At 63.3% G+C, this 22,045-nt stretch carries 18 protein-coding genes and 1 pseudogene; 11 read left to right on the top strand and 8 right to left on the bottom strand.

Annotated features, from left to right (window positions below; genetic code table 11):
* Nucleotides 1–47 precede the first annotated feature (47 nt).
* From P5704_020140 to P5704_020125, 4 genes are all read right to left on the bottom strand, one after another.
* Entirely contained in the window at nt 48–1,304 is a 1,257-nt protein-coding gene (locus P5704_020140; GenBank protein ID WOF78302.1) for a tyrosine-type recombinase/integrase, read from the bottom strand.
* A 300-nt stretch (nt 1,305–1,604) separates the two neighbouring features.
* Nucleotides 1,605–3,185, bottom strand: a complete 1,581-nt coding sequence (guaA, locus tag P5704_020135) for a glutamine-hydrolyzing GMP synthase (protein ID WOF78301.1) — start codon at nt 3,183–3,185, stop codon at nt 1,605–1,607.
* Nucleotides 3,186–3,295: 110 nt separating this feature from the next.
* A complete protein-coding gene (gene guaB, locus P5704_020130; protein WOF78300.1) occupies nt 3,296–4,765 on the bottom strand; it encodes an IMP dehydrogenase in 1,470 nt (489 codons plus the stop codon).
* 126 nt (nt 4,766–4,891) lie between these two features.
* The gene (locus tag P5704_020125) at nt 4,892–5,443 is read right to left on the bottom strand and encodes a sugar ABC transporter ATPase (GenBank protein WOF81289.1); all 552 of its coding nucleotides are present in this window, start codon (nt 5,441–5,443) and stop codon (nt 4,892–4,894) included.
* A gap of 130 nt (nt 5,444–5,573) precedes the next feature.
* On the opposite strand from P5704_020125, the gene xseA reads away from it, so the two are divergent.
* The 4 genes from xseA (at nt 5,574) to P5704_020105 (ending at nt 9,782) form a co-directional block, all read left to right on the top strand.
* A complete protein-coding gene (gene xseA, locus P5704_020120; protein ID WOF78299.1) occupies nt 5,574–6,950 on the top strand; it encodes an exodeoxyribonuclease VII large subunit in 1,377 nt (458 codons plus the stop codon).
* 80 nt (nt 6,951–7,030) lie between these two features.
* On the top strand, nt 7,031–7,855 hold the full coding sequence (locus P5704_020115; protein WOF78298.1) for a peptidoglycan DD-metalloendopeptidase family protein: 825 nt from the start codon (nt 7,031–7,033) through the stop codon (nt 7,853–7,855).
* 19 nt (nt 7,856–7,874) lie between these two features.
* On the top strand, nt 7,875–8,417 hold the full coding sequence (locus tag P5704_020110; GenBank protein WOF78297.1) for a hydrolase: 543 nt from the start codon (nt 7,875–7,877) through the stop codon (nt 8,415–8,417).
* Nucleotides 8,418–8,492: 75 nt separating this feature from the next.
* Nucleotides 8,493–9,782 (top strand): mechanosensitive ion channel family protein, encoded by a 1,290-nt coding sequence (locus tag P5704_020105; protein WOF78296.1) that lies wholly within the window; start codon nt 8,493–8,495, stop codon nt 9,780–9,782.
* A 165-nt stretch (nt 9,783–9,947) separates the two neighbouring features.
* Here the strand turns inward: P5704_020105 and P5704_020100 are convergent, their stop codons facing one another.
* Both P5704_020100 and P5704_020095 read right to left on the bottom strand, forming a co-directional pair.
* Nucleotides 9,948–12,143, bottom strand: coding sequence for a TonB-dependent copper receptor (locus P5704_020100; GenBank protein WOF78295.1), 2,196 nt, complete (start codon nt 12,141–12,143; stop codon nt 9,948–9,950).
* A 53-nt stretch (nt 12,144–12,196) separates the two neighbouring features.
* Nucleotides 12,197–12,550: a DUF2946 domain-containing protein gene (locus tag P5704_020095; GenBank protein ID WOF78294.1), complete on the bottom strand. Its 354-nt coding sequence runs from the start codon at nt 12,548–12,550 to the stop codon at nt 12,197–12,199.
* Between the two features lie 308 nt (nt 12,551–12,858).
* Here P5704_020095 and leuA point away from each other — a divergent pair, with 308 nt between their 5' ends.
* The 6 genes and pseudogenes from leuA (at nt 12,859) to P5704_020065 (ending at nt 18,759) form a co-directional block, all read left to right on the top strand.
* Nucleotides 12,859–14,529: a 2-isopropylmalate synthase gene (gene leuA, locus P5704_020090; GenBank protein WOF78293.1), complete on the top strand. Its 1,671-nt coding sequence runs from the start codon at nt 12,859–12,861 to the stop codon at nt 14,527–14,529.
* Between the two features lie 301 nt (nt 14,530–14,830).
* Nucleotides 14,831–15,886: an NAD(P)-dependent alcohol dehydrogenase gene (locus P5704_020085; GenBank protein WOF78292.1), complete on the top strand. Its 1,056-nt coding sequence runs from the start codon at nt 14,831–14,833 to the stop codon at nt 15,884–15,886.
* Nucleotides 15,887–15,975: 89 nt separating this feature from the next.
* Nucleotides 15,976–16,835, top strand: a pseudogene (locus P5704_020080) (carboxylate/amino acid/amine transporter).
* Between the two features lie 102 nt (nt 16,836–16,937).
* Entirely contained in the window at nt 16,938–17,669 is a 732-nt protein-coding gene (locus tag P5704_020075) for an endonuclease (protein WOF78291.1), read from the top strand.
* Nucleotides 17,670–17,715: 46 nt separating this feature from the next.
* Nucleotides 17,716–18,378 carry a DUF2238 domain-containing protein gene (locus P5704_020070; protein WOF78290.1) on the top strand — a complete coding sequence of 221 codons (663 nt, stop codon included), beginning with the start codon at nt 17,716–17,718 and terminating at the stop codon, nt 18,376–18,378.
* 3 nt (nt 18,379–18,381) lie between these two features.
* Nucleotides 18,382–18,759, top strand: coding sequence for a DUF2784 domain-containing protein (locus tag P5704_020065; GenBank protein WOF78289.1), 378 nt, complete (start codon nt 18,382–18,384; stop codon nt 18,757–18,759).
* A gap of 110 nt (nt 18,760–18,869) precedes the next feature.
* On the opposite strand, the gene P5704_020060 is transcribed toward P5704_020065, so the two are convergent.
* Together P5704_020060 and P5704_020055 are read right to left on the bottom strand one after the other, a co-directional pair.
* Entirely contained in the window at nt 18,870–19,664 is a 795-nt protein-coding gene (locus P5704_020060; GenBank protein WOF78288.1) for an amidohydrolase, read from the bottom strand.
* Complete coding sequence (locus P5704_020055; GenBank protein WOF78287.1) at nt 19,652–20,800, bottom strand: pyridoxal phosphate-dependent aminotransferase; 1,149 nt, start codon at nt 20,798–20,800, stop codon at nt 19,652–19,654. The genes P5704_020060 and P5704_020055 overlap by 13 nt, the downstream gene beginning before the upstream one ends.
* 158 nt (nt 20,801–20,958) lie before the next feature.
* On the opposite strand from P5704_020055, the gene cysE reads away from it, so the two are divergent.
* The gene (gene cysE / locus P5704_020050) at nt 20,959–21,753 is read left to right on the top strand and encodes a serine O-acetyltransferase (GenBank protein ID WOF78286.1); all 795 of its coding nucleotides are present in this window, start codon (nt 20,959–20,961) and stop codon (nt 21,751–21,753) included.
* Nucleotides 21,754–22,045 lie beyond the last annotated feature (292 nt).

The following is a 22,045-nucleotide window of genomic DNA, read 5'->3' as shown; positions in this document are numbered from 1 at the left end:
TATTCCCATGACTCGACAGGTTGTCAAGTGACAACCTGTCCATTCCTTTAAACGGCGGCACTCAACACCGGCACGGTCACATTGTCCGGCAGCAGCTTCGGTACATGAGTCCGACCATCGACCCAGGCATCAACCATATCGGCCCACTCTTGCAGCATGTGGCGGCGTTGCTCAGCGTATTCGGCCTTGTTGTAGACCGAGCGCGAGGAACGCCCGTCCTCATGCGCCAAGCACTTCTCGATCCAGTCACCATTGAAGCCCACTTCGTTGAGGAGCGTGGAGCCAGTCCTGCGCAGGTCGTGAACAGTGAACGGCTCCAACGGCAGCCCCGCTTCCTTGGCACGCGATGCGATAAGTTGGGTGATCCGGTTCAAGGTGGCGTGCGACATGCAGCGGTGGATGTCATAGCGCGAGGGCAGCACGAACCTCGAGCCTGCAGCACACGTGTGCAATGCCACGAAGATGTCCAGAGCCTGGCGCGACAGGTGGACCACGTGAGGATTGCGTCCCTTCATACGCTGCTTGGAGATCGTCCACGTGGCGTTCTCAAAATCCACCTCATTCCAAGTAGCTTCGATCAGCTCGCTTTTACGCACCAAGGTCAGCAGTACCAGGCGCAAGGCCAATCGAATGGTGGGGTACGCCGCAATCGACTCCAACTGGTGAAAAGCCAGGCGAATCTCGGTCGGGGTCAGCGCTCGGTCTTTCGGCACGAAGGTGGCGATCGATGCTGCCTTAACACCGTCGGCCGGATTCTCCACCTTCTCACCGTGCAGGATTGCAAACGCAAAGACCTGCTTCACGATGTCGCGAATGTGGACGGCCGTTGCCGGCGCACCACGCCCCTTCACCTTGGCGCAGAGCATGCGGAGATCGTCTGCAGTGATTTCGGTCAGGAGACGGTTCTCGAAGACCGGCAGGATGTCGCGATCAATGATGCTCTTACGCATGGATCGCGTGCTGTCGGCCATACGCGCATCAGTCAGCCATCTCTTCAGCATCTCACCAAACGACTTGGCAGCGGTCAGTCGCCGCTTGGCTCGCTGTTTTTCCAAGGAGGGTGATATACCCTGGACAACCATTCGCTTGGCATCCAGCAGCTTTTCGCGCGCCATGGCCAATGAAATCCCCGCTGGCCCATACCGTCCGATGGTCAGCGTTTCCCGGCGTCCATTGAGACGGTAATCGTAGCGAAAGGTGACGGTACCGCCGGGCGATACCGTTACGTACATCCCGTCGCGATCGGAAGCCTTGTAGGGCTTGGCTTTGGGCTTTAGTTTGCGCAGTGCGGTGTCGGTCAGCATTGAGGTTTTCCTCCTGTTCAGGACGGCTTTTACCGTCCAGGCTCAGGAGACCTGCTGATGCCGGGAAAGCCGTATGGCGCAAGCTTTCCGGAGGAGAGATTTACCGTCAAAGACCGGTTTGGTCTCGATAGTAAACGGGAGGGTCCGAATCCGGGCATCGGTTCTTACCGTTACCAGTACCGCCAAACCATCCCGCTGCCTGGCGATAGCTACCGATAGGTGCCGCGACGTATTTTATTATAAATCAACACGTTACAGCATCTTATCGATAGGTACCGATAATCCCCGAAGGACCTGATATCACTCCCACTCGATGGTGGCCGGCGGCTTGCTCGACACATCGTAGGTCACGCGGGAGATGCCTTCGATTTCGTTGATGATGCGGTTGGACACCTTTTCCAGCAACTCATAAGGCAGGTGCGCCCAACGTGCGGTCATGAAGTCGATGGTTTCCACCGCTCGCAGCGCGACGACCCAGGCGTAGCGGCGGCCATCGCCGACCACACCGACCGATTTCACCGGCTGAAACACCACGAAGGCCTGGCTGGTCTTGTGGTACCAGTCGAAGTTGCGCAGCTCTTCGATGAAGATGTGATCCGCGCGACGCAGTAGGTCGGCATATTCCTTCTTCACTTCGCCGAGGATGCGCACACCCAGACCCGGGCCCGGGAACGGGTGACGGTAGACCATGTCGTAGGGCAGGCCGAGCTCGAGACCGATCTTGCGCACCTCGTCCTTGAACAGTTCACGCAGCGGCTCGACCAGCTTGAGGTTCATTTCCTCCGGCAGGCCGCCGACGTTGTGGTGCGACTTGATCACATGGGCCTTGCCGCTCTTGGCGCCGGCCGACTCGATCACGTCGGGGTAGATGGTGCCCTGGGCGAGGAACTGGATGTTGTCCAGCTTGCTGGCTTCTGCATCGAACACGTCGATAAAGGTACGACCGATGATCTTGCGCTTCTTCTCTGGATCGGCCTCGCCCTCGAGGTTGCCGAGGAACTGTGCCTCGGCGTCGGCGCGAATCACCTTGACGCCCATGTTCTCGGCGAACATGGCCATCACCTGGTCACCCTCATGCAGGCGCAGCAGGCCGTTGTCGACGAACACGCAGGTCAGCTGGTCGCCGATCGCCTTGTGCAGCAGCGCCGCAACCACCGACGAATCGACACCGCCGGAAAGGCCGAGCAGCACGTTGGCATCACCGACCTGAGCGCGCACCTGGGCGATGGCGTCTTCGACGATGTTGGACGGCGTCCACAGCGCTTCGCAGCCACAGATGTCGAGAATGAAACGGGAAAGGATGCGGCCGCCCTGGCGGGTGTGGGTCACTTCCGGATGGAACTGCACGCCGTAGTAACGGCGGTCGTCGTCACCCATGGCTGCGATCGGGCAGCTCGGCGTGCTGGCGAGAATATGGAAACCTTCCGGCAGCGTGGTCACCTTGTCGCCGTGGCTCATCCACACGTCGAGGCCGAACACACCGTCGTCATCCATGTGGTCTTCGATGCCGTCGAACAGCTTCGACTTGCCGACCAGATCGACGCGGGCATAGCCGAACTCGCGAACGTCGGAGCCCTGCACCTTCCCACCCAGCTGCTCGGACATGGTCTGCATGCCGTAGCAGATGCCGAACAGCGGCACACCGAGATCGAACACGGCCTGCGGCGCGCGCGGGCTGCCCGCCTCGTGAACCGACTCCGGGCCGCCGGCGAGAATGATGCCGCGTGGCGCGAAGGCACGGATGTCGTCCTCGCTCATGTCCCACGGATGCAGCTCGCAATACACGCCGATCTCGCGCACGCGGCGGGCGATCAGCTGGGTGTACTGGGAACCGAAGTCGAGGATCAGGATGCGGTGGGCGTGAATGTCTTGGTGAGCCATGAGCTTTCCTTCGGAAAGAGCCTGAAGCTGAAAGCCGGAAGCTGGAAGCCGAAGCCAGGATCTCTCCCCGCTCCCGCTGCCAGCTTCCGGCGCCTGTCTAGCTGAGCGGATCAACCCACTCGGTAATTCGGGGCTTCCTTGGTGATCTGCACGTCATGCACGTGTGACTCGGCCATGCCGGCACCGGTGATACGCACGAACTGCGGCTTGCTGCGCATCTCGTCGACGGTAGCACTGCCGGTATAGCCCATGGATGCACGCAGACCGCCCATCAGCTGGTGGATGATCGCGGCCAGCGAGCCCTTGTACGGTACGCGGCCTTCGATGCCTTCGGGGACCAGCTTCTCGGCGCCGGCGGCGGAGTCCTGGAAGTAACGATCCGAGGAGCCCTGTGCCTGGGACATGGCACCCAGCGAGCCCATGCCGCGGTAAGCCTTGTAGGAACGGCCCTGGAACAGCTCGATTTCGCCCGGGGCTTCTTCGGTACCGGCGAACATCGAGCCCATCATCACGGCGTTGGCGCCTGCAACGATGGCCTTGGACAGGTCACCGGAGAAGCGGATACCACCGTCGGCGATCATCGGCACGCCGGTGCCTTCCAGTGCGGCGGATACGTTGGCGATGGCGGAGATCTGCGGCACGCCGACACCGGCGACGATGCGTGTGGTGCAGATTGAGCCCGGGCCGATACCGACCTTGACCGCATCGGCGCCGGCCTTGACCAGGTCCAGCGCAGCTTCGGCAGTGGCGATGTTGCCGCCGATCACCTGCACCTGCGGGAAGTTCTCCTTCACCCAACGCACGCGATCGATCACGCCACGGGAATGGCCGTGGGCGGTGTCCACCACCACCACATCGACACCGGCAGCAGCCAGTGCTTCGACGCGATCACCGGTATCGGCGCCGGTACCGACCGCTGCGCCAACGCGCAGACGCCCCTGGCTGTCCTTGGAGGCCAGCGGGTAGGTCTTGGCTTTCTCGATGTCGCGGAAGGTGACCAGGCCGCGCAGGTGGAAATTGCCGTCTACCACGAGCATCTTCTCGATGCGGTGCTTGTAGAGCTCAGTCTTGATTTCTTCCAGGGCGGTGCCTTCGAGCACGGTGACCAGCTTTTCCTTGGGCGTCATGATCGCCGCGACCGAGTCGCCGGCATTGGGCGTGAAGCGCAGATCTCGACCGGTGACAATGCCGACCAGCTTCTTGCCGGACACTACCGGAAAGCCGGAGAAGCCCAGTTCATGCGCCTTGCGCAGCAGCTCGCTGATCTTGGTTTCCGGCGTGACGGTGACCGGATCGTGAACGATGGCGGTCTCGTGACGCTTGACCTTGCGCACCTCGGCAGCCTGCTGCTCGATGCTCATGTTCTTGTGGATGATGCCGATGCCGCCTTCCTGAGCCATGGCAATGGCCAGGCGCGCTTCGGTGACGGTGTCCATGGCCGCGGAAACCAGCGGAATGTTCAGCTCGATTTCGCGGGTCAGACGGGTCTTCAGGCTGACATCCTTCGGCAAAACCTCGGAATATCCCGGGATCAGGAGAACATCATCGAAAGTCAGGGCTTCTTGGCTGATACGCAGCATGGCGGGGGCTCCCAGGCGGGAAAAAGGAAGCGCGGCATTATACCCACGCACCCCTTCACGCTCAATGCGGATGTGAGGCGCGTCGCGCACGGCGAAATGCGCGGCATCGCCGAAATGACCGATCGGTCACGGCCGATCAATCACCAGCGCCACCTTGAAGCCCAGGCGTTCGGCGAATTCATCGAGAAACGACTGGCGAAGGCCGGCCTCGCCCCAGCCATTGAAGATAAAGCCGAGATTGGAAAAGCCGCACGCCGGAATGAACAGGAAGCCGTTGATGTCGTCTTCGAAGCCACACTCCGGACAGGTAAAATTGTCGGTCTGCTTAGGCATCCACTCGTCGAGGCTTTCAAACAACGCCTCGCCAATCTCGCGACGGCATTCGGGGCAGCCTGCCTCCTCGGCGAAATCCCGTGTTGGCGTGTAGATGCAGCGCTTGGTCACCACTTCAAGGCCGTTGATGGCCTCGCCAAAAGGCAAGCGTTCCGGATGCTGCACGACACTGCGCGCGCCGGAAGCGATAGCGTAGCCCATGCCGCCAACGCCGCGACCGCAGGTGGTCGGCAGCGCCTCGACGATGCGCCGCTCGGCCAGCCAGCGCAGAATCATCCGCGCCTTGGCTTCGTGCGCTGGAAACGTGGAAATGCGCGGCACAATGATCGCTTGACTGTGGCTCATGGCGGCTCGGAACGGGAGATGAAGAAAGGCCGCGCAGCTTAGCGCCACCCATTGGCCGGTCAAGGCCCGCTGGACGGACGCGAAGCAGTTTCGGTTTCCGCCTGGCCGCGCCCGGCTTATCATCGTCGCCATGCTCAAAGATCCCTTCCAGCGTCTCAATCTCGATCGCGAAGTACTGACCGTCAGCCAGCTCAACGGCCGCGCGCGGCTGCTGCTGGAGGACGTGTTCGCCCAGGTCTGGGTCGAAGGCGAGATTTCCAACCTCGCCCGCCCGGCTTCCGGCCACATCTATTTCACCCTCAAGGACAAGAACGCCCAGGTGCGTTGCGCGTTGTTCCGGCAGAACGCGGCGCGGGTACGCCAGGCGCTGCGCGACGGCCTGGCGGTGCGGGTACGCGGCAAGGTCTCGCTGTTCGAGGGGCGCGGTGATTACCAGCTGATTCTCGATACGCTGGAGCCGGCCGGTGACGGCGCTTTGCGCCTAGCCTTCGAGGCACTCAAGGAAAAGCTCAGCGCCGAAGGTCTGTTCGCTGCCGAACGCAAGGCTGCCCTGCCCGCCCACCCGCGGCGCATCGGCATCGTCAGCTCGCCGACCGGCGCGGTCATTCGCGACATCATCTCGGTGTTCAAACGCCGCGCGCCGCAGGTCGAGCTGACGCTGATTCCAACCGCCGTGCAAGGTCGCGAAGCCACCGGACAGATCGTCCGCGCACTGCAGCTGGCCGATGCCCAGGGCTTCGATGCGCTGATTCTGGCCCGCGGCGGCGGTTCGCTGGAGGACCTCTGGTGCTTCAACGAAGAAGCGGTGGCGCGCGCGGTGGATGCCTGTGTCACGCCGATTGTCAGCGCCGTGGGCCACGAAACCGATGTCTCGATCGCCGATTTCGTCGCCGATGTTCGCGCGCCGACGCCATCCGCGGCCGCCGAGCTGCTGGCCCCCAGCAGCGCCGACCTGCAACACCGGCTGAGCGGGCTGCAACAGCGCCTGGTGCTGCGCATGCGCGACCGTCTGCACCGTGACGCCATGCGACTGGAAGGCCTGACCCGTCGCCTGCGCCACCCCGGCGAACGGCTGCAGCAGCAGGCCCAGCGCATCGACGACCTCGAGCAGCGCCTGCTGCGCGCCGTTGACCGTCGCCTGTGCAGCGGCCGGGAGCGTCTGGCCCGCCTGGAAACACGCCTGGCCGCGCAACACCCGGGGCGTTCGCTGAATCTGTTGCGCCAGCGCCTCGAACACCTCTCCTCGCGTCTGCCGCGAGCGATGCAAGCCAATCTGAAAGGCCGCCGGCAACAGCTACAGGGCCTCGCCCAGACGCTCAATGTGGTCAGCCCGCTGGCTACGCTCAGTCGCGGCTACAGCATCCTGCTCGACGAGCGCGGCCAGGCGATCCGCAGCGCCAGCCAGACGCAACCTGGCCAGCGCCTCAAGGCCAGGCTCGGCGAGGGCGAATTGGAGGTGCGGGTGGAAGACAATCATCTGACACCGGTCACGCTGCCGCTGCTCTGACCGGCGGACGCCAGATGGCCAGCCTTTTCCCCAGCGCAGCTTTACGCGAGGATGGGCCGTTTATTCCAGCGGATCCTTTCATGCCACGCCTTCTCGCCCTGCTGTTGTGCCTCGCCCTTCCCCTTTGCGCCTATGCCGAGGGCTTCATCACCCGCCTGCTGAACAAGCCTGTGCCCGGCGGTGTTGCCGTGATCGAGCTAGGTGACGGCGCTAGCGCACCGCAGGCTCGCTATCAGGGCAAGCCGACCCTGGTGTTGCGTGAGGATGGCAAACGCTGGATCGCCATCGTCGGCATCCCGCTGTCGGTGAAGCCGGGCGCGCAGCAGCTGGAGATCGATGGTCGTCCCCAAACCTTCCAGGTCGAGAGCCGCGACTATCGAGCGCAGCACATCACGCTGAAGAACCAGCGCCAGGTCAATCCGAATCCGGCAGACCTCAAGCGCATCGAGCGCGAACTGGACGAACAGACCCGCGCCTACCGGCAGTTCAGCGCCAACCAGCCAAGCAATCTGTTGTTCGATCGCCCGGTGGACGGCCCGCTGTCGTCGCCGTTCGGCCTGCGCCGCTTCTTCAACGGTGAGGAACGTAACCCGCACTCGGGCCTGGATTTCGCCGCCAAGAGCGGCACGCCGATCAAGGCACCGGCGGCGGGCAAGGTCATACTCACCGGCGACTATTTCTTCAACGGCAAGACAGTCTTCGTCGACCATGGCCAGGGGTTGATCAGCATGTTCTGCCATCTTTCCGAGATCGGTGTGAAAGTCGGCGACCAGCTGGCACGGGGTCAGGTGCTCGGCAAAGTCGGGGCAACCGGGCGTGCCACTGGCCCCCACTTGCACTGGAACGTGAGCCTTAACGACGCGCGAGTCGACCCGGCCATCTTCATCGGCGCGTACAAACCCTGAACCACGAGGAAGCACTGCGATGCGTATCAAGGCAACGGATTCCACCCTGCTGATCATCGACATCCAGGAACGCCTGTTTCCGGTGATCCTCGACAATGCAGCCATGGCCGAGCACACCGCCTGGCTGCAACAGGTGGCGCAGCGAGTCGGTGTGCCGGTGCTGCTGACCGAGCAGTACAGCAAGGGGCTCGGCCCAACGATCGCCGCCCTGCGCAATGGCGTGGATGACGCGGCCATTGTCGAGAAGCTGCATTTCTCCGCGGCCGGCGATGGCGAACTGTTCCAGCGCCCGGGTGGCGAACGCCGGCAGTTCATCATCTGCGGCTGCGAGACGCACGTGTGCGTGCTGCAGACGGTGCTGGACCTGCGCGCCCGTGGCAACGAAGTCTTCGTCGTCGAAGAAGGCGTCAGCTCGCGGCGGGCCAGCGACAAGGCGCTGGCCCTGGAGCGCATGCGCCAGGCCGGCGCGGTGATCGTCTCGCGGGAGATGGTTGCCTTCGAATGGATGGAACGCGCCGGCACCGAACTGTTCAAGAGTATCAGCCGCGAATTTATCCGCTGACCCACCACACCGACAAGCCGCCGCGGCCAAGGCAATTTGCCAAGGCCGCGCCCTCACCTCTCAATGGAGATTCACATGTCTGACGATCTGGCCGGCTGGCTGGACTGGCTCAGAGCCCACCCCGAACTGCAAACGCTGCTCGCCAGCGCCACGCTGATCTTCGCTGCCTGGCTGTCCAACTGGATCGTCAAACGCATCCTGGTGCGTGGCCTGTACCGCCTGCTGCGCCACACCCGCGATGGCGAACTGCAGGATTTCGGCATCATCAAGCGGCTGTCGAACATCGTCCCGGCGCTGGTGCTGTCGCTTGGCGTGACGACCGTACCGGGCCTGCCGGAGGCCGCGGTGACCGTGGTGCAGAATGTCTGCGGCGGCTTCATCGTGCTGACCATCGCACTGGCCCTCGGCGCGGTGCTCGACATCATCAACGTGGTCTACCAGCGCCGGCCGGACGCCCGCCTGCACCCGATCAAGGGCTATCTGCAGGTGGTGAAGATCGTCATCTATGCGATCGCCACCATCCTCATCATCGCCACCCTGATCGACCGTTCGCCGCTGATCCTGCTCTCCGGCCTCGGTGCCATGGCGGCGGTGCTGATGCTGATCTTCCAGGACACCCTGCTTTCGCTGGTGGCCAGCGTACAGATCACCTCCAACGACCTGATCCGCGTCGGCGACTGGGTGGAGATGCCGCAGCTCAATGCCGACGGCGACGTGATCGATATCGCGCTGCATACCGTGAAGGTGCAGAACTGGGACAAGACCATCACCAGCATCCCGACCAAGCGCTTTATCTCGGATTCGTTCAAGAACTGGCGCGGCATGCAGGAAAGCGGCGGCCGGCGCATCAAGCGCAGCCTGTATCTGGATCAGCAGAGCGTGCATTTTCTCGATGCCGACGAGCGCAAGCGGCTGTATCGCTTTAGCCTGCTGGAGGATTACCTGGTCAACAAGCGCAAGGAGATCGACGAGTGGAACGCCAAGCTCGCCGAGCGTGGGCAGGACCCGGTCAACACCCGCAGGGTGACCAATCTCGGGACGTTCCGCGCCTATGTCGAGCGCTATCTGCGCGCCCACCCCGGCGTGCACCAGAACATGACGCTGATGGTGCGCCAGCTGAGCCCGACTGCGGACGGCCTGCCGCTGGAAATCTACTGCTTCACCAATACGGTGGCGTGGACGCAGTACGAAGCCATCCAGTCGGACATCTTCGACCACCTGCTGGCGATCCTGCCGGAATTCGGTCTACGGGTATTCCAGCACCCAAGCGGCGGCGATGTACGCGATTGGCGCGATTCACTGCGCCAGCCGGGCGCGCCAGCATTGCAGCAACCGGAAGGACATCCTGCCGAGGAAAGAAGTTAATCGTAGGTTGGCGCTGAGGCACGAAGCCGCTGAAACCGCCTTGAGCGCTGCCCATGCGTCATCCCTGATGCCAGCGCCGCGAGCCGCTCCAGCACGCCCCGCGCCTCAGCGCCAACCTACGTCCGGAGCGAGGCGAACCCTCGCTCCTTTACCGCCGTTGTCTCGTTAGAAGCTCATGTCGACCCGCGCCCAGTAGGTGCGGCCCGGTTCGTTGACTCGGCTGGTGGGCTCAAGGCCGTAATCGGCGAAGCCCGCACTGCCGGCTAGATTGAGATGCTCGCTGTAGGCCTTGTCCAGCAGGTTGTCGACGCCCGCACTGAGCTTGAAGTTCTTGTTCAGCCGGTAGGCGCCGTTGACCGCCAACACGCCGAAGCCGGCGCTCTCGTCGAAGTCCTTGCCGACCACCGTGCCCTGGTTCTCTGCAACCCGACCCTGCGAGGCGACCACGCGCCAGAGGCCGCTGGTGCTCCAGTTGTCTCGCTCGTAGGTCACGCCCAGACGTCCTTCCAGTGGCGGGATCTGCGGCATGGCACGATCGTCGCTGCGGTTCTTGCCCCAGGCATAGGCCAGACTCGCATCACCCTTCCAGTTGCTGGTGAAGCGGTAGCTGGCGCCCATCTCGGCTCCAGCGATGGTAGCGTCGATGTTGCTGACCTCGGCGCGAAGCATGCCGGGCATTACGCCGGGCACATAGCTGAACAGAATGTAATCCTCGACCAGGCCGGCATAGACGGAAACCCAGGCCTCCAGCGGCCCCTTGGCGTATTGCAGGCCGACGTCCAGCTGCGTGGTCTTCTCCGGCCGCACCGAGTCGAAGGGTTGCAGCGTGCCCACCGGGCCGGGATTGGAAACGAACAGCTCCCAATAGTCGGGGAAGCGTTCGGCATGGCCGAGGCCGGCATACCAGGTCGCGGGCAGGCTGACGAGCTCCTCCTCATAGCGCAGGAAGCCGCTGTAGAGCGTGTCGCGACGCGTTTCACCGGCAGTAGGGTTGTCCCAGTTGCGGGAAACGATGGGCATGCTCGAAGCGTCATGACTGCGGAAGAACTCGCGCTCGTCGGTCGCTTCGTGCAGGTCCAGACGCAGGCCGCTGATGAGCTTCTCGCGCTCGCTGAGCTGCCAGGTCAGCTCGCCGAAGACGCCGTAGCTGTGCAACATCGCGTCCGGCACCCAGGGCAGTACGTCGCTTCCCGCAGCGGTGACCATCTGGTTGGCGGCGCCGGCCGGGTTCATGACCTTGCGGTGCTCGCTACGCTGGGCATCGACCCCGGCCTTGAGCTCGACATCCGTCCATTGCCAGGTGCCGACCAGCCGGCCACCCAGCGTACGTCGGTCGACCCGCGACAGCGTCGGGTTGGGCATCATCATCGACGGCACGAAATCGCGCAGGCTGTAGTTGTCCATGATGTGGTCGGCGTAGTTGTAGTAGACCTGCGCCTCCAGCCCGTAGAAGGTCTCGCCGAGATTGGTCTTCTCGAAGCGCAGCCCCAGGCTCTCACGCTGGAACTGGCTGCCGTCCATCCCGCGCCCGGCATAGCGTGCGTAGCCATCGCCGCGGCCGGCGGTCAGCTCGACCAGGGTGTCCGCATCCGGCGTCCAGCCCAGGGCGATGTCGGTGTTCCACTTGTCGTAACGCGACGGCACGGTATCGCCGTTGCCATCGGCGTAATCGTCAGCCTGGGAGCTGTTGGCCATCAGCCGCGCATAGCCCTGACTGTTGCCGGCGGCGGCGTCCAGGTTGCGGTCGAAGCGACCGTTGGAGGCGGTCAGCAAGCTGCCGTTGAGGCGATAATCCGGCTCACTGAACTGCTCCGGCTCGCGCTCGAAGAGCACGGTGGCGGCCGAGGCACCTGGCCCCCAGAGCACGCTCTGCGGCCCTTTGATGACCGTGAGCTTGTCGAAGGTGTCCGGGCTGATGTACGAGCTCGGCGAATCCATGCGATTCGGGCAGGCGCCGAGCATTTCGCCGCCGTTGGAGAGCAGTTTCAGGCGCGAGCCGAACATGCCGCGGAACACCGGATCGCCGTTGACGCCGCCGTTACGCACGGCGGAAAAGCCGGGAATGGTCTTCAGGTAGTCGGCACCGTCGCTGGCCGGCATCGGCTGACGGGGAATCTTGGGGTCGGTCACCACGGTCAGTGGGGACTGCTGGCCGACGCCGGTAATGACCATCGGCGCCAGTTCAACGGCTTCGGCGTGCTCCGCATGGCCGGCATGCTCAGCCTCCGCGGCCAGTGCGCCACTGGCGAGCATTCCCAGCAGCGCGGCATGGGCGAACTGCCAACGCAGGCGGGATGGTTGAATCGAAAAACGCTCAGACAGGCGCGCTCGCGCCGTACAGCCATGAGTAATGCTGGACATAAGAACTTCCACTTCTGCATGTGATTAGGCCGCAACGAGGCGGCTGGTTGCGGTCAGCAGTGGAGATGCGGTGGGGCGCGGGGATGGCCGCTGCTGCGTCGCAGCGCAGGAGCCTGCGGCTGCTCGGGAAGTGGGTGGAAGTAAGCCGGCGCGTGGCTAGGCAGCACCAGATCGACGGACAGGCTGAGCGGCGGATTGACCGTCAACAGCTCGCAGTAGCCGCAGAGTTCGAGCGCTGCCAGCCAGGCGGGATCGCCCGCACGTGCCTGGCCGTGATGACCGTGAGCGGTTGGCTCATGCTCGGCATGGTGATGATGCTGCGCACTGGCCTGGGCGGCCTGGACTGCCGAATACAACGGGCCGACATGGATCATCAGCATGGCGAACAGGCCAAGCCAAATGCTCATTGTCGAATACCGTTTGCGTGTCACCGGCGTGTCCTTCGTGACATGACCCTATGGATTGGCGGGATGATCGCACAGCCTTTTCGCCCCGTCCGCTGCGACATGAGGCCGCAATAGAGTCGAGCAATCAATCTTCTCTTTTCACCTTCGGACCAGCACAAATCACCTACAAGGTCTGAATACAGCAATAAACCATCAATTTTCTATCACGACTTGCAAGACCCAACCATGAAGCAATAGCTTTGCACCATAAACCACTGCCCGTACTGGGCAAACAAGTTGCTTGCTCAAGCTTCACCTGGGGAAACGCCATGACCATGCTCAAGAACCCGTCGAAAAAATATCGCGCCTTCCCGGCCATCGACATTCCGGATCGCACCTGGCCGTCGAAGACGATCACCCAGGCACCGATCTGGCTGAGCTCGGATCTGCGCGACGGCAATCAGTCGCTGATCGAGCCGATGGATGCCGCGAAGAAGATGCGTTTCTTCAAGACACTGGTGCAGGTCGGCATCAAGGAAATCGAGGTCGGCTTCCCCTCTGCTTCGCAGACCGACTTCGACTTCGTCCGCGAGCTGATCGAAGGCGGGCACATCCCTGACGACGTCACCATCCAGGTGCTGACCCAGGCGCGCGAAGACTTGATCACCCGCACCTTCGAGTCGCTGAAGGGCGCCAAGCAGGCCATCGTCCACTACTACAACGCCACCGCGCCGAGTTTCCGCCGCATCGTCTTCAATCAGGACAAGGCCGGCGTGGTGAACATCGCGGTCAACGCGGCACAGATCATCAAGCGCCTGGCTGCGCAGAACCCGGAAACCGCCTGGCGCTTCGAGTATTCGCCGGAAATCTTCAGCTCCACCGAGCCGGAATTCGCCGTCGAGGTGTGCAACGCGGTGATCGAGGTGTTCCAACCGACGCCCGAGCAGAAGCTGATCCTCAACCTGCCGGCCACGGTGGAAGCCGCCACACCCAATATTTACGCCGACCAGATCGAGTGGTTCTGCCGCCACGTCGAACGTCGCGACAGCGTGCTGGTCAGCCTGCACACCCACAACGATCGCGGCACCGGCGTGGCCGCCACCGAGCTGGGCCTGATGGCCGGCGCTGATCGCGTCGAAGGCTGCCTGTTCGGCAATGGCGAGCGCACCGGCAACGTCGACCTGGTCACCGTGGCGCTGAACATGTACACCCAGGGCATCGACCCGCAACTGGACTTCTCCGACATCGACGCCGTGCGCAAGGTGGTCGAGGAATGCAACCAGTTGCCGGTACACCCGCGCCATCCCTATGTCGGTGATCTGGTGCATACCGCGTTCTCCGGCTCGCACCAGGATGCGATCCGCAAGGGCTTTTCCCTGCAGGACCCGGAAGGCGTCTGGGAGGTGCCGTATCTGCCGATCGACCCGGCCGATATCGGCCGCAGCTACGAGGCGGTGATTCGCGTCAACAGCCAGTCCGGCAAGGGCGGCATCACCTTCCTGCTCGAGCAGGAATACGGCATCAGCCTGCCGCGGCGCATGCAGATCGAGTTCAGCCAGGTGGTGCAGAAGGAAACCGACCGCCTGGGCCTGGAGATGAGTGCCAAGCAGATCTACGCGCTGCTGGAAGCCGAGTACCTGCAGGCCACCGCGCCGTACACGCTCAAGGGCCATCGCCTGCAGGAAGAGAACGGCACCAGTGCGGTGGATGTGGAAGTCGCGACCGATGGCGAGATCGCTCACTGGCGCGGCATCGGCAAGGGGCCGCTGGAAGCGCTGGTCGCCGCGTTGCCAGTGAAGCTGGAGATCATGGACTACCACGAGCATTCCATCGGCGCCGGCAGCAACGCCAAGGCCGCTGCTTATATCGAGGTACGCCTGGACGGCGAGCGCCCGCTGCACGGTATCGGCATCGACGAAAACATCACCACCGCCAGCATCCGTGCGCTGTTCAGTGCCATGAACCGGGCCTTGCGAGAGGCGCGGGAGCAGGCCGCCTGAGCCCCTGCGGCGAAGCCCATCGGGCTCGCCATTCCTGAGTGCCACGCCGGCAAGCTCGTCCCGCCGGCGCCATCACTGATGGCGCCGGCACCTTGCTACAGCACCGCCACGCGTCGCCGGTCGTGACCGACTGCGGTGAGCGACTGAACTGTTCGCCTCCCAATACCCTCCCAACTCAGTCAGCCAGGCCACGGCAATTCGGCAGAAACACATCAGCCATCGGCAGGATTGTGCAAACGCTCCTGTTTCCGGTGCCATTAGGCTTGGCCTCTGCAAATCCCGAACGAACAAAGGAGCCGTCATGAGCAACAGCATCGGTTACGCCGCCCTCGACCCCAGCGCCCCACTCGCCCCCTACTCGTTTTCGCGCCGCGAAGTAGGGCCTAACGATGTACGGATCGAGATTCTCTTCTGCGGCGTCTGCCATTCGGACCTGCATACCGCACGCAACGAGTGGAACAACACCCTGTATCCCTCGGTGCCCGGCCATGAAATCGTCGGCCGCGTGAGCGCGGTCGGCGCGAACGTCAGCAAGTTCAAGGCGGGCGATATCGCCGGCGTCGGCTGCCTGGTCGACAGCTGCCGCAGCTGCTCGTCCTGTGGCGAAGGGCTGGAGCAGTATTGCGAGAACGGGTTCGTCGGCACCTACAACGGTCCGGCGTTCGGCGGTGGCGAGAACACCCTCGGCGGCTATTCCGACAATATCGTGGTGGATGAAAAGTACGTGCTGCGCATCAACCACACCGACAACCTCGCCGCTGTCGCGCCGCTGCTGTGCGCGGGGATCACCACCTACTCGCCGCTGCGCCAGTGGAAGGTCGGTCCGGGGCAGAAGGTCGGTGTGGTCGGCCTCGGCGGTCTCGGCCACATGGCGGTGAAGATCGCCAACGCCATGGGCGCGAAGGTTGTGCTCTTCACCACCTCGCCGGACAAGCGTGAAGATGCCCTGCGCCTCGGCGCTGCCGAAGTGGTGGTGTCGAAGAACAAGGAAGAGATGGCCGCGCACGCCAACAGCTTCGACTTCATCCTCAACACCGTTGCCGCGCCGCACAACCTCGATGCGTTCGTGAATCTGCTCAAGCGCGACGCCACCATGACGCTGGTCGGCGCACCGGCATCGCCGCATCCGTCGCCCAGCGTGTTCGGCCTGATCTTCAAGCGCCGCCGCATCGCCGGCTCGCTGATCGGCGGCATCGCCGAAACCCAGGAGATGCTCGACTTCTGCGCCGAGCACGGCATCGTCTCGGACATAGAGATGATCCGCATGCAGGACATCAACGAAGCCTACGAGCGCATGCTCAAGAGTGACGTGAAGTACCGCTTCGTCATCGACATGGCCACCCTGAAAGCGGCCTGATCGTTCGGCTGGCGAGCCCAGAGGCGCGCCAGCCCTTCCCTCTTTCATGCGCAGCCGCTAAGGTCGCCGGCCTTCGTCGTGGAGGCGGCATGCGCTATCTGATCTTCGTCACCCTGCTCTGGGCCTTTTCCTTCAACCTGATCGGCGTCTATCTGGCCGGCCAGGTGGACAGCTATTTCGCCGTGCTGACGCGGGTAGTTCTCGCCGGGCTGGTGTTCCTGCCACTGACCCGCTGGCGTGGCGTGGCGTGGCGCCCGGCTTCATCGCCGGCGTGACCCTGGTCGGCGCGCTGCAATTCGGCGTCACCTACCTGTGCCTGTACATGAGCTTCAACGTGCTGACGGTCGCCGAGGTGCTGCTGTTCACCGTGCTCACGCCGCTGCACGTGACGCTGATCGACGACGCGCTCAACCGTCGCTTCAACCCCTGGGCGCTGGTCGCGGCAGCCGTGGCGGTGTTCGGCGCCGGGCTCATCCGCTACGACGGCGTCTCAGGCGACTTTCTCGGCGGCTTCCTGCTCATGCAGCTGGCCAACTTCACCTTCGCCACCGGCCAGGTGTTCTACAAGCATCTGGCGCAGCGTTACCCCTCCGACGTGCCATTGCACCGCCGCTTCGGCTACTTCTTCCTCGGCGCACTGCTGATCGTGCTGCCGGCGTGGCTGCTGTTCGGTAACGTCGAGAAACTGCCGACTACCACGACGCAGTGGTCCGTACTGATCTGGATGGGCGTGCTGGCCACCGCGCTGGGCCAGTTCTGCTGGAACAAGGGCGCGACGCTGGTGGATGCCGGCACGCTGGCGGTGATGAACAACATGGCGGTGCCGGTGGGCCTGCTGCTCAACCTGCTGTTCTGGGGCACTACGACCAACCTGCTACTGCTCGCGGTCGGCGGCGCGATCATTCTCGCCTCCCTGCAGATCAATCGCCTGGGCCGCATGAAGGCCTGACGCCATCATACAAGTCTTTGTTTTTTATGACTTTTACCTGGCCGAAAGGTAAGATGCCGGCCCGCGCATGGATGCGACACTCGTTCAGTTGTCGAGAATCCCATGCGTCGCCTCTGTCTCTTTCTGCTTGCCCTGCTCTGCTGCACCAACACTTACGCCGATGCACCTCGCACCTTCCGCGAAGCGAAGAAGGTCGCCTGGACGCTCTATGCCGACCGACCGGTGGACTTCTACTGCGGCTGCAGCTTCAAGGGCAATCGCATCGACCTGCGCAGCTGCGGCTACGTCCCGCGCAAGCAGCCCAAGCGCGCCGCACGGGTGGAGTGGGAGCACATCGTCCCGGCCTGGGTCATCGGCCATCAGCGTCAGTGCTGGCAACAGGGCGGGCGCAAGCAATGCACCGCCAAAGACCCCGTTTTCAGCCTGGCCGAAGCCGACCTGCACAACTTGGTTCCGGTGGTCGGCGAGGTGAACGGCGACCGCAGCAACTTCGGCTTCGGCATGCTCAGCGAAAAGCCCAGCCAGTACGGGGCCTGCCCCTTCGTGGTGAACTTCAAGCAGCGCACGGCCATGCCGCCCGAGTACAGTCGCGGCGCCATCGCCCGCACCTATCTGTACATGAGCGAGCGCTATAAGCTGCGCCTGTCGAAACAGGACCGGCGCCTGTACGACATCTGGAACCGCCAGCATCCGGTCAGCGAATGGGAACGCACGCGCAACCAGCGCATCGCCTGCATACAAGGTAATGCCAATGCCTATGTCGGTGCCGTCGATCTGCGGCGCTGCGATCGTTCGATTTCCCGCTCGGCAGCCGCGACCGCCCGCCAGGGTTGAACCGCCACGAACCTGCGTCCGGTTGCAGGCCGTCCGACTCCTCGGCATGCTGCCGGCTGGATCGATCACGGCGGCTAACTCGATGCAGGACAGAACACTCTATTCAACGTTGGGGTCGGTAGTACTGCTGGCGTTGGCCTGCTCCGCGATCGCTCCGTATGACCGTGCCACCTGGTTGCTGGAAGTCGCTCCGGTACTGATCGCCGCGCCCCTGCTGCTGTGGAGCCACCAGCGCCTGCCGCTGACGCGGCTGCTCTATGCGGTGATCGCCATTCATGCGCTGATCCTGATCCTCGGCGGCACCTACACCTATGCGCGGGTACCACCGGGATTCTGGGTGCAGGAATGGTTCGACCTCAGCCGCAATCCCTACGACAAACTGGGCCATTTCATTCAGGGCGTGACGCCTGCGCTGTTGGCGCGGGAGATCCTGCTTCGCCTGCGCTTCATTGAGCCAGGAAAGATGCTCGGCTTTCTCGCACTGTGCGTCGCGCTGGCCTTCAGCGCCTTCTATGAGCTGATCGAGTGGTGGGTGGCGCTTATCGCCGGGCAGGGCGCGGAGGATTTTCTCGGCACTCAGGGCGACCCATGGGATACCCAATCGGACATGTTCATGGCATTGCTCGGCGCACTCCTGTCCGTCACCCTCATGGCGCGCCTGCAGGATCGCCAGATCGGCGGCATGAGTCGCGCAGACGCGGCAGCGTAGCCAATGTTCTATCGAGTTGGCGCGGACGCCGTGTTGCTCCTGCACCTCGGTTTCATTCTCTTCGTGCTGTTCGGCGGCTTGCTGGTCGCGTGGAAACGCGGCTTCGTGCTGCTGCATGTTCCGGCGATCGTCTGGGGCGTTTTCGTCGAGCTGAGCGGGCGGCCGTGTCCGCTGACGTACTGGGAGAATCTGCTGCGGCGGTTGGCGGGTGACGCGGGGTATGAGGCGAGCTTTATCGAGCACTACCTGTTGCCATTGATCTACCCGGCCTGGCTGAGCATACCGGTGCAATATGTGCTGGCGGCAATAGTGCTGCTGGTCAATCTGCTGATCTATGGCTGGCTGTTGTGGCGTCGACGGCGCCACAACACCACACACTAACCAGCAGGTACTCGGCCGCGGTTCCACAACGGCCGTGCACGCTCACCGCCGCTTGCGCAGCACCTCGCTGCCTCGCCTTAGTGCAGCAGGCGCTCGCCCGAGATCCAGACCTAGGGTTTGAGCTCGAACTGATCGCCATCGTGGTAGGCCGGAAAGCGCTCGCGGAACGCCGCCAAATCGCGTGAGCGCAGCGTGCAGCGCAACACGGCGTCACGATCTTCGCCGTTCAGTAGCGTGTCACCCTTGAAGTCGAGCACCTGGCTGTCGCCACTGTAGGGATAGCCCTTGCCGTCTTCGCCGACCCGGTTGACCGCCGCGACGTAGCACAGATTCTCGATGGCCCGCGCCGGCAGCAGACGATTCCAGGCATCGCGGCGCGCGGCTGGCCAGTTCGCCGTATACAACAGCAGGTCGGTGCCGTGCGGATCGCGGCTCCACACCGGAAAGCGCAGGTCGTAGCAGATCAGCGGGCGCACGCGCCAACCGTTCACCTCGAACAACGCCTGCTGCTGCCCGGGTGTGTAGTGCTTGTGCTCACCCGCCATGCGGAACAGATGACGCTTGTCGTAGTGCAGCACCTCACCATCCGGACGCGCCCAGAGCAGGCGGTTGCGGTGACTGCCGTCGGCCGCCTCGACGATCACGCTGCCGGTGATCACCGCATCCAGTCGCGCGGCCTGCGCGCGCAGCCAGGCGTAGGTCGGCCCCTCTTCCGGCTCGGCCAGCGCGGCCGAGTCCATGGAAAAACCGGTGGTGAACATCTCCGGCAGGACGATCAGATCCGCACCGCTGGCCTGATCCAGCAATGTGGCGAAGCGTTCGTGGTTGGCGGCAGCGTCCTGCCAGATCAGGCTGGTTTGCACCAGCGCCAGTTCGAGGTCGGGCAGATTGTTCAGATCGCGCATAGTCGTTCCGCTGCCTGACGCAGCGTCTCCTCTCGTTTGGCGAAGCAGAAGCGCACCAGCCTCACATCGGTCGGTGGGCTCTGATAGAAAACCGAAATCGGAATGCTCGCGACCCCGTGTTCACGGGTCAGCCATTCGGCCATGGCGACATCATCCAGATCAGGACGGATCGCCGAATAATCGGCGAGCTGGAAGTAGGTTCCGGCGGCGCGGATGAAGCTGAAGCGCGAGCCGGCCAGCAGGTCGCAGAACAGATCGCGCTTGGCCTGGTAGAACGCTGGTAGCTCGCTGATGTGCTCGGGATGCTCGGCCATGAAATCGGCCAGCGCCCACTGCAGCGGCGTGACACCGGTGAAGCTGACGTACTGATGCACCTTGCGCAGCTCGCTGCTGAGTGCAGGCGGCGCCACCACGTACCCGGTCTTCCAGCCGGTGACGTGGTAGGTCTTGCCGAACGAGCTGACGACGAACGCGCGCTGATAGAGCTCATCGTGGCGCAGCACGCTGGCATGCTCGCGACCGTCGAACACAAGATGCTCATAGACCTCGTCGCTGAGCAGATAGATGTCACGCTCGCGGATCAGTGCCGCGAGACGGTCGAGATCATCGGCACCGATCAATGCACCGCTGGGGTTATGCGGTGTATTCAGCACGATCATCCGCGTGCGCGAGGTAATGGCGTCGGCCAGGCGCTGCCAGTCGATATGGAAATCCGGCAGGCTCAGTTGCTGGTGAATGCAGACGCCACCAGCCAGCTGCACCGATGGCTCGTAACTGTCGTAGCACGGATCGAAGACGATGACCTCATCACCTGGCCGGATCACCGCCTGGATCGCACAGAAGATCGCCTGGGTCGCGCCGGGCGTGATGGTGACCTCGGTGGCGGTATCCACTTTGCGTCCGTACAGCCCGGTGACCTTCATCGCAACCTGCTCACGCAGGGCTGGCAATCCGGTCATCGGTGCGTACTGGTTGTGTCCCGCCATGACGTGGCGGGCCAGCGCCTCGCGCAGCGCGTCGGGGCCGTCGAAATCGGGAAAGCCCTGGGAAAGATTCAGCGCACCGGTGTCCGCGGCCAGCTGGGACATGGTGCTGAAGATGGTCGTGCCAACGTTGGGCAATTTACTGATGAGCATGTCAGCCTTCCGACAAGCCTGCCGCATGGGGGTTCGGCAGGAAGGCAAACAGGATAGCCGAACAGCGATGCACGATACGAGGGTGCGCGGCGCCTGCCATCGGGCTGCTACAGTGCAGCGAACGAGCCCCCTCGCGTATCGACCATAAGGAACCTCGCATGCCCAGTCATTCAGTCAGCACGCTGTGGAACGAGCTACGCGCCCAGGCGCAACTCGCGCTGGATACCGAGCCGACGCTGGCCGCACTATTCCAACGGGCTATCCTCGACCATCCCGACTTTGGCTGTGCGCTAGCGCAGCGCATTGGCCAGGCACTGGCGGAAGGCAATGAGCAGAGGCACACGTTGACCGATCGTTTCGCTGGCATTCACCACCAGGCCGCAACGCTCGCCGAGGTGGCGTGCTGTGACCTGCAGGCAATCGTCAGTCGCGACCCGGCGTTCGACACGGCGCTGGAAGTCTTCCTGTTCTCCAAGGGCTATCTGGCGTTACAGGCCTATCGCGTCGGGCACCACTTGCACGAACGGGGCGAACGTCTGCTGGCGATGTTCATCCAGGCGCGCTGCAACGAACGCCTGGGCATCGACATCAACCCAGCCAGTCGGATTGGCAGTGGCATCATGCTCGATCACGGGACCGGAATCGTCATCGGCGAAACCGCTGTGGTGGGCGATGACGTGTCGATCCTGCAGGGCGTTACCCTGGGCGGTACCGGCAAGGAAGGCGGCGACCGTCATCCGAAGGTACGCAGCGGAGTGATGATCGGCGCTGGGGCGAAGATCCTTGGGAACATCGAGATTGGCGAAGGCGCCAAGGTTGGCGCTGGCAGCATCGTGCTGCATCCGGTAGCGTCACATACCACGGTGGTCGGGAATCCGGCACGCCAGGTCGGCAAGCCACGGCATGCGCGGCCAGCGCTGGATATGGATCAGTCGTTCGACGAGGAAGGCTGAGAGCCCGTTCGCGATCTGTGGCGTTAAAAGCGGTTTATCGCGCTTTCTCGGGGGAAGCAAGGATTGATATCGGACTGGCAAGATTGGGTATTTTCTAATGAAATTTTCGCTTTCATTGGCCCTTGTCGAGCTGTCTGATAGCTTGGTTTCGCCCTGCTGGGCGAGTCCCTTTTGGCAGTCGCCCGGATGGCCGGCCCCGCCAAAAGGAACCAAAAAGTCTTGCCCCTGCATCCGGCCTCGGCTGCGCCGGGGTTCGTTACTCGCTTCGCTCGCCCTTCGGGCCAGCCTGCGG

This window comes from Pseudomonas sp. FeN3W (genome assembly GCA_030263805.2).
GTDB classification, from domain to species: domain Bacteria; phylum Pseudomonadota; class Gammaproteobacteria; order Pseudomonadales; family Pseudomonadaceae; genus Stutzerimonas; species Stutzerimonas stutzeri_G.
This window is presented reverse-complemented; position numbering and strand designations above follow the sequence as displayed.